The 7198-nt window shown below is 58.6% G+C and carries 9 protein-coding genes and 4 pseudogenes; 8 read left to right on the plus strand and 5 right to left on the minus strand.

Annotation, left to right across the window (positions count from 1 at the left end):
- The 3 genes and pseudogenes from L1249_RS16940 to merR all read right to left on the minus strand — a co-directional run.
- A pseudogene (locus tag L1249_RS16940) lies at positions 1–217 on the minus strand (transposase); the annotation flags it as partial.
- A 50-nt stretch (positions 218–267) separates the two neighbouring features.
- The gene (locus tag L1249_RS16945) at positions 268–1569 is read right to left on the minus strand and encodes an ISL3 family transposase (RefSeq protein ID WP_033988338.1); all 1302 of its coding nucleotides are present in this window, start codon (positions 1567–1569) and stop codon (positions 268–270) included.
- A gap of 78 nt (positions 1570–1647) precedes the next feature.
- Entirely contained in the window at positions 1648–2094 is a 447-nt protein-coding gene (merR, locus tag L1249_RS16950; protein WP_006911920.1) for an Hg(II)-responsive transcriptional regulator, read from the minus strand.
- A 73-nt stretch (positions 2095–2167) separates the two neighbouring features.
- Between merR and merT the strand changes: the two genes are divergently transcribed.
- The 6 genes from merT (at position 2168) to L1249_RS17505 (ending at position 5259) form a co-directional block, all read left to right on the plus strand.
- Complete coding sequence (gene merT, locus L1249_RS16955; protein WP_027965778.1) at positions 2168–2518, plus strand: mercuric ion transporter MerT; 351 nt, start codon at positions 2168–2170, stop codon at positions 2516–2518.
- Between the two features lie 13 nt (positions 2519–2531).
- Positions 2532–2828 carry a mercury resistance system periplasmic binding protein MerP gene (merP, locus tag L1249_RS16960; RefSeq protein ID WP_022519794.1) on the plus strand — a complete coding sequence of 99 codons (297 nt, stop codon included), beginning with the start codon at positions 2532–2534 and terminating at the stop codon, positions 2826–2828.
- Between the two features lie 2 nt (positions 2829–2830).
- Positions 2831–3088, plus strand: coding sequence for a mercury resistance system transport protein MerF (gene merF / locus L1249_RS16965; RefSeq protein WP_033988342.1), 258 nt, complete (start codon positions 2831–2833; stop codon positions 3086–3088).
- Positions 3089–3161: 73 nt separating this feature from the next.
- A complete protein-coding gene (gene merF / locus L1249_RS16970) occupies positions 3162–3401 on the plus strand; it encodes a mercury resistance system transport protein MerF (RefSeq protein ID WP_027965777.1) in 240 nt (79 codons plus the stop codon).
- Positions 3394–5043, plus strand: coding sequence for a mercury(II) reductase (gene merA, locus L1249_RS16975; RefSeq protein ID WP_082051506.1), 1650 nt, complete (start codon positions 3394–3396; stop codon positions 5041–5043). Before merF (L1249_RS16970) ends, merA begins: the two co-directional genes overlap by 8 nt.
- 81 nt (positions 5044–5124) lie before the next feature.
- Positions 5125–5259 carry a hypothetical protein gene (locus L1249_RS17505; protein ID WP_008957399.1) on the plus strand — a complete coding sequence of 45 codons (135 nt, stop codon included), beginning with the start codon at positions 5125–5127 and terminating at the stop codon, positions 5257–5259.
- Positions 5260–5365: 106 nt separating this feature from the next.
- Here the strand turns inward: L1249_RS17505 and L1249_RS16980 are convergent.
- Positions 5366–5767: pseudogene (locus L1249_RS16980) on the minus strand (IS481 family transposase); the annotation flags it as partial.
- 337 nt (positions 5768–6104) lie between these two features.
- Here L1249_RS16980 and L1249_RS17620 point away from each other — a divergent pair.
- Positions 6105–6380 carry an IS66 family transposase zinc-finger binding domain-containing protein gene (locus tag L1249_RS17620; protein ID WP_442908456.1) on the plus strand — a complete coding sequence of 92 codons (276 nt, stop codon included), beginning with the start codon at positions 6105–6107 and terminating at the stop codon, positions 6378–6380.
- Positions 6377–6800: pseudogene (locus L1249_RS17755) on the plus strand (IS30 family transposase); the annotation flags it as partial. The gene L1249_RS17620 and the pseudogene L1249_RS17755, both read left to right, overlap by 4 nt.
- Positions 6801–6845: 45 nt before the next feature.
- Here L1249_RS17755 and L1249_RS16990 read toward each other — a convergent pair.
- Positions 6846–7198 (minus strand): annotated as a pseudogene (locus L1249_RS16990) (recombinase RecA); the annotation flags it as partial.

Genomic DNA, 7198 nt, shown 5'->3' on the forward strand with positions numbered 1-7198 from the left:
TTGCCTCGGCTAGTTGGCGCTTCAAGCGGGCGTTTTCTTCTGCCAACGACCGCTCTCGCTCGGATGTGTCTTGCTGCAGCTGTGCTTTAGATCGCCACTGATAGAGCTGACTCGCGTGTATTCCCAGTTCACGCGCCGCTGCTGCAACGCCAATACGATCAGCAAGCGCTAATGCTTCTTGCCGGTAGCCATCTGAGTAACGGGTATATGATTTTTTCGGGTATCCGGATTAAGTGGTAGATGGAGCCCCCTTGCTCCTTCGAACCCTTAACTCTCCCAGAAGGTTGATAGATCGACGCCGTAGTTTTTCTCAGGCTCGGGAAGACCCATGCTGTAGGTCATGGTGGCCTTGCCCAGGAAGGGGGATTCCTTGATCTGCGGCACCTTCTTCTTGTGCTTGGTGGTGTAGAGCATCCGGGCCCGCATCACCTCGAATGAGTAGCCCCGGCCATCGCGGTTCTTGTCCTTGGCCAGCCGATTGATCGACTCCGTGAAGGCGTTGGTGATTGGGGTGTCGGTTTCGAAGTAGGCCAGCACCTCCTCGCGCCATCCGCTGACGGCGCTGACGAGATCCTTCCACACCTCTTTCTGCCCCTGTGGAATGTCGTCAATCCAGCGGGCCAGCGCCTTTTCGGCATCACGCCGGGTGGTGCTGTCCCAGATGTGGTAGAACCGCTCCTTGTGCTCGTAGGCCGCCAGGAGCTGAGGGAAGGCCCCTGTCCATGTCTCCATGATAAGCCGCTCGCGATCTGAAACGTCGTGGGCACGCTTCAGCAGGATCTTCCTATCGCCCTTGAGGGTCCGCCGCTGGTTTGGCTTCAGATCCTTCCTGAGTCCCTTACGCACCTTCTCCAGGGCTTCGTTGGCCATCCGCACCACATGGAACTTATCGACCACAATGCGAGCCTGCGGCAGTACCGCCTGGACAGCACGGCGGTAGGGTTTCCACATATCCATGCTGACGATCTCGACCTGGTGGCGCTCGGTCATGCTCATGAGGCGCCTCGTCACCGCGTCCTGCTGGCGACCGGGCAGCAGGTCCAGTAGGGTACGCTCCTCCAGGTTGGTCAGGATGCAGCGGTAGCGGCGGTTCAGGTACAGCTCGTCGATCCCCAGGCAGCGGGGTGTCTCGAAACGATGCCAGGCTGCCAGGAACTCAGCCTTCTTCTTGAATATCTCGCGGACAGTCTTCTCGTCGAGGCCCGTGGTATCAGCCACGTAGGCGTAGGGGTGATTGAAGGCTTCCTTCTCGACGTGGTTGTAAAGCCTCCGCGTCATGCGGTGATCGTCTACCATTTCCGGAAGAGCTGGCCGGAACGTCCTTCCACACGCCCGGCAGGTGTAGCGGCGACGGACCACCCAGAGGGTGACCCGCTTTCCGTGGATGGGTAGGTCGCGATAGGCCACATCGCGCTTGCCGAACCTGACAAACTCACTCTCAACGCCGCATTCCTCGCAAGCTAGAGGCTCAGGAGCTTCGACCTGGTAGTGGAGATCATGCTCTTCCATCTTGGTGCCTAGGACGTGGTACTCGGGAAGGTGAAGGATGTTGTCAGGCAAGCTAGTCATGCAAACTTTCCTTGTCGACATGGTCCATAGATGATCGCGACTCTTTGACCGCGTTGTTTTCAACGAACTGAAGGTGAGTTACTCCCTTGGGTCTTCTGCTTCTCTGAGCCCTTCATGCAATGACGCAATTAGCGGGCAAGTGATATTGCCTTGTTGTGCATGGCATCTGTCGACCATTTCGCTCAGCACCTTCTCAATTCTTTCAAGCCTGTCGATCTTCTCGCGAACGTCCCCTAACTTGTGCTCTGCGAGAGCACTGGCTTCTTGACAGTGGGCGCCATCTTCCAGCCGAAGTAGGTCACTGATCTCATCCAGACTAAAGCCCAGCTGCTGCGCCGTTTTCACGAACGTCAACCTGTCGATATCGGCGGCACTATAGCGTCGAATACCTCCGGGAGGGCGTTCGGGCTCCGATAATAGCCCTCGTCGCTGGTAATAGCGGATTGTCTCGACATTGACGCCGGCCGCCTTGGCCAGGCCGCCAATGGTCATGGTGTCCGCCACTTTATCTGCATGTCTCTTCATGATGCTTGACTCCGTACCAAGCTACGGAAGTAACCTTATCGTAGCTCCCCCCATCCCGAAAGGAGAATCGTCAATGCGGACATCTAAAACGGGGCGAGGGCCCCTGGCCGCCGGAGGAGTCGCGGCCCTCCTGGCCTCGGCGTGTTGCCTCGGCCCGCTGGTGCTGATCACGCTGGGCGTTTCCGGCGCCTGGATCAGCAATCTGGCGGCGTTGGAGCCCTATCGCCCGCTCTTTATCGGCGTCGCGCTGGTGGCGATGTTCTTCGCCTGGCGTCGCGTCTTTCGGCCAGTGGAAAAGTGCCAGCCGGGAGAGGTGTGTGCCGTGCCACGGGTCAGGACGGGCTACAAGGCGATCTTCTGGCTCGTATCGCTGCTGGTGCTAATCGCCCTGGTATTCCCCTACATCTTGCCCCTGTTCTATTAAAAGGAGATCTACCATGAAAGCTCGTTTCGCCTTCATCGCGCTACTCGCCCTGCTCAGCACGCCCGCCTTAGCGGCCCTGCAGACCGTGACGCTGTCGGTGCCGGGCATGACCTGTGCCGCCTGCCCGATCACCGTCAAGGCCGCCCTCAACAAGGTGGACGGCGTCTCGCAAGTCGACGTGAGCTACGCGGATCTCGAGGCCGTGGTCACCTTTGACGACGCCCGAACGTCGGTGGAGGCATTGACCGAGGCCACCATCAACGCTGGGTATCCATCAACCCCGACATCCTCGCAAGCGGATCGAGAGTGATCATGAAGAATCCCAAGCCCCTGCTGCGCGTGAGCGTGATCGGCACCGTCCTGGTGGCATTGTGCTGCTTTACGCCGATCCTGGTGATCCTGCTTGGCACGGTGGGCCTGGCGGGGCTGACGGGCTATCTCGACGTTGTGTTATTGCCGGCCCTGGCCTTCTTCATCGGCCTGACCATTTATGCGATTTGGCGTAAGAAGCAGTTCGACGCCTGTTGTGACAACGGCTCTATCAAATCAAGGAATACGCCCCCTGAGTGACATCAAGCAGCTGCACATCGCGGTCATCGGGTGAGTTGTTTACGAGCTTGCCCGCCACGGTGAAGGAATAAGCGTGAAAGATTCGCAGAAATTTTTAAGCGTCGTGCTTGGCACCGGGTTGATGGTGCTGTGTTGCGCCGCGCCAATCGCCCTGGTGCTATTCGGTACGGCGGGCCTGGCCGCGTTGGCAGGCTATCTCGATTACCTGCTGTTTGCCGCCCTGGCCATCGGCTTACCTCTCTACGCGCGATACCACAAGCGGAAGCAGGATGCCGGCTTTACTAATGAAGACTCGGAGAAACGTGATGATTGAACTCAACGTGAGTGGCATGACCTGTGACCGCTGTGCGGATCATGTCAGGGAAGCCCTGGAGAAGCTGCCCGGCGTGCAGTCGGTGGAGGTATCCTATCCTCAGGGGACGGCATCGGTAGCCGTTGATCCGGAGACACCGGCCTCGGCGTTGACGTTTGCCGTGACCCGACTTGGCTACCAAGCTCGACTGGCCAACAGTGGGCCCACTTCCCCGGCAGGCGCATCGGTGTCCAAGGGCCGTGATGAAGACGCCCCGCACATCGCGGTGATCGGCAGCGGCGGCGCCGCCATGGCGGCGGCCCTGAAAGCCGCCGAGCGCGGCGCCCGGATCACCCTGATCGAACGCGGCACCGTCGGCGGTACCTGTGTCAATACAGGCTGTGTGCCTTCGAAGATCATGATTCGCGCGGCCCATATTGCCCACTTGCGTACGGAAAGTCCCTTCGATGCAGGCCTGAGCGCCCAGGCGCCGGTGGTGGATCGGGCCAAGCTGCTCGAGCAGCAGCAGCGACGTGTCGAGGAACTGCGTGACGCCAAGTACGAGGGGATTCTGCGCGACCACCCGGCCATCACGGTCCTGCACGGCGAGGCCCGGTTTATCGATGCCCATAGCCTGATGGTCAAGCTGAACGAGGGCGGCGAGCAGGTCGTCCACTTCGACCGCGCCTTAATCGGTACTGGCGCCCGACCGGCAGTACCGCCGATCCCGGGTCTTGCCGACACCCCCTACCTGACCTCTACCAGTGCGCTGGCCCTGGACACCCTTCCCGAGCGGCTGATTGTGATCGGCGCCTCGGTGGTGGCCCTGGAACTGGCCCAGGCCTTCGCCCGGCTGGGCAGCCGGGTCACGGTGCTGGCCCGCAGCCGCCTGCTCTCCCAGGAAGACCCGGCGGTAGGGGATGCGGTGGAGGCGGCGTTTCGCCGCGAGAGCATCGAGGTCCTCAAGCAGACCCAGGCGAGCCGCGTGGACTACACCGACAATGAATTCATTGTCGACACCAACGCCGGCACCTTGCGGGCGGATCAACTGCTGGTGGCCACCGGACGGACACCCAATACCGAGGCCCTGAACCTGGCGAGCCTCGGCGTGGAAACCGCACGTGGGGCGATTCTGGTCGATGAGCATCTGCACACCACGGTGCCGGGGCTCTATGCCGCCGGTGACTGCACCGATCAGCCGGAGTTCGTCTATGTCGCCGCCGCCGGGGGCAGCCGGGCTGCCGTCAACATGACCGGGGGCGAAGCCACCCTGGACCTGAGCGCCATGCCGGCGGTGATCTTCACCGACCCCCAGGTGGCCACCGTCGGCCTGACGGAAGCCGAGGCCATCGAGCAAGGCTTCAGCGTCGATACCCGCGAGCTGGACCTGGAAAACGTGCCGCGTGCGCTGGTGAATTTCGACACCGGTGGTTTCATCAAGCTGGTGGCCGAACGCGACTCGGGCCGGTTGCTGGGGGTGCAGGCGGTGGCGGGGGAAGCCGGTGAGCTGATCCAGACGGCGGTGATGGCGCTACGCGCACGCATGACCGTACACGACATCGCCAATGAGCTATTTCCCTACCTGACCATGGTGGAAGGGCTCAAGCTCTGTGCCCAGACTTTCACCAAGGATGTGACGCAGTTGTCCTGCTGTGCCGGGTGAACGATATGAGCGCGACCGTGGTGCCACTGGGCGGCGGCACCACGGGTTTTGGGCATGGACACCACAGGGAGCTCTGTCACGATGAACACGACACTACCCGATTGCGGGATGATGGGGGCGATGGGCTGGATAATGCCAGTGATCGGAATTGCCCTACTATTGCTGCTGGTCCTGGGCATCGCCTGTTTGGTGAAGTATCTGCTCTCTAGCAAGTGAGCGTACTGAGCGAGCCATCAACCAGCTAATCCGTTGTGGGTTGAGTTTGTCGGCCACCTTTCTCTCTCGCATACCAACCAGATAATCCGGATACCCTTATCTTTTAGTATAGCTGCGCATGAACGAACTTGGACGTTCGATCCATTGAAACGAAGAGATAGGCCTTGCCTTCGCCTGTCTGGATATCGCTAATATCGATATGCAAATAGCCGATAGGGTAATGTTTGAAGAACTTTTTCTCGCGCGTTGCTTCGCCAGCCCTAGGCCGCTGACTAGTACCGTGGCGCTGGTAGAGTCGGTGCAGACTTGACCGTGTCAGCGATGTGGAGCGAGCTGCTTTGGGTCCCATACGCACAACTTCGACAGAGGTCCGGCTGCGCCACTTGCGTACGGTTTTAGGGTTAATGCCGTAGCGTCGACTTAACGTCGCGACCGACTCAGTCGATCGCTGTATGTCTTCTCGGATGGCGTGCGTGGTCGTGGCGCGTTGATGAAGTACCTGAGCCATGGATCCTCCGCGGACAAGGTTTCATACCATAAACCACCACACCCCAGGACCAAACACCTAGGCTTATTTTATTCCTTTATAATTAAAACAAAGTGATTATAGAAAAGAAGACTCTTACCCAGTTGGGGATATCGTTAAGCTGACATCAGGTGGGTAAGTTATGACTATCAGATAGTTGACGATAAATTTGGATAGATAGTGTACAGGTAGCTAGAAGTGTCAGTGGTTTGCTGGGAAGGTCGCTGATGACGCAACGTGCGAGACGACCTCAACTGCTAATCGTCGCACGCGCGCCGGGCGTGTGGCGCTACCGCCAGAACTACCGCGCGTTGAGGTGGTGCATGAACTGCCCGATAACGATCACCACTGCCACAAGGACAGTGCCGCGCTAAAGATAATCGGTGAAGAGGTCATTGAGAAACTGCACGGGTTGCCTGCCCGGATCGAGGTGACCCGTCATGTGCGCCGCAAATATGCCTGCCCGACGTGCGAAGAAGGCATGAAGACCGCCCCCGCGCCGCCGGCCAAGCTGTTTTGCCTAAAAGCAATGCCAGCGCCACGCTGCTCGCCTCTATATCGCGACCGCCAAATACCAGGACGCGCTCTCCCCTGATCGAACGACACAGCGGCTACCTCTTGGCAGCGCGCCTACCGAAGATAACGGCCACTGAAACTGCCAAGACGATGATCCGGTTGTTAGAACCCCGCCGAGGCGCAGTGCACCTTGGATAACGGTTCTGAATTCGCCGAGCACCGACAGTTACTAAGACCGTCTCAGCCAAGATCTGTTTTTGTGACACGTACCACTCATGCCAGCGTGGCACCAATGAAAATACGAATGGCCTGATTCGCCAATATTTCCTGAAAGGGACTGACTTTCGAACCTTGTCTGACACAGAGCTAAGAAGAGTGGTCGATAAGCTGAACGATAGACTAAGAAAGAGGCTGAGATACCGCCCCCAGCCCAGGTGTTATTAAGTGAATACTTGGAGAACAACAAACCGCGGGGGCTGCACTTATTAGTTTAATTTAGGTGTTGCGCATGGACAAGGTTTGTAAAAACCTTTAACAATCTGCGTTAGGCGTCCTCTTCTGGTACCTCTACAGCTACAGCTTTGTCTTCGCCCTTGCGCTGCGCGACTGGCATCAGTTGGCGACGTATTTCAGCTTCAATCTCGTCTGAGATTTCCGGATTGTCTTCTAAATACTGCGCAGCATTGGCCTTACCCTGACCGATCTTGTTGCCTTTATAGCTGTACCAAGCGCCTGCTTTGTCCACTAGGCTGCACTGCACGCCAAGATCAATAACCTCACCCGCGTGGTAGATACCTTTGCCGTAAAGGATCTGGAACTCAGCTTGCCGGAACGGCGGTGCCACCTTGTTTTTGACGACTTTCACGCGGGTTTCGTTACCGGTGACTTCGTCGCCCG

It is taken from the genome of Halomonas sp. Cn5-12, from assembly GCF_021532545.1.
Classification (GTDB): domain Bacteria; phylum Pseudomonadota; class Gammaproteobacteria; order Pseudomonadales; family Halomonadaceae; genus Vreelandella; species Vreelandella aquamarina.

Coding starts and splice junctions, on each gene's coding strand:
- L1249_RS16945 (WP_033988338.1), bottom strand. CDS start 1,569: ATGACTAGCTTGCCTGACAACATCCTTCACCTTCCCGAGTACCACGTC.
- merR (WP_006911920.1), bottom strand. CDS start 2,094: ATGAAGAGACATGCAGATAAAGTGGCGGACACCATGACCATTGGCGGC.
- merT (WP_027965778.1), top strand. CDS start 2,168: ATGCGGACATCTAAAACGGGGCGAGGGCCCCTGGCCGCCGGAGGAGTC.
- merP (WP_022519794.1), top strand. CDS start 2,532: ATGAAAGCTCGTTTCGCCTTCATCGCGCTACTCGCCCTGCTCAGCACG.
- merF (WP_033988342.1), top strand. CDS start 2,831: ATGAAGAATCCCAAGCCCCTGCTGCGCGTGAGCGTGATCGGCACCGTC.
- merA (WP_082051506.1), top strand. CDS start 3,394: ATGATTGAACTCAACGTGAGTGGCATGACCTGTGACCGCTGTGCGGAT.
- L1249_RS17505 (WP_008957399.1), top strand. CDS start 5,125: ATGAACACGACACTACCCGATTGCGGGATGATGGGGGCGATGGGCTGG.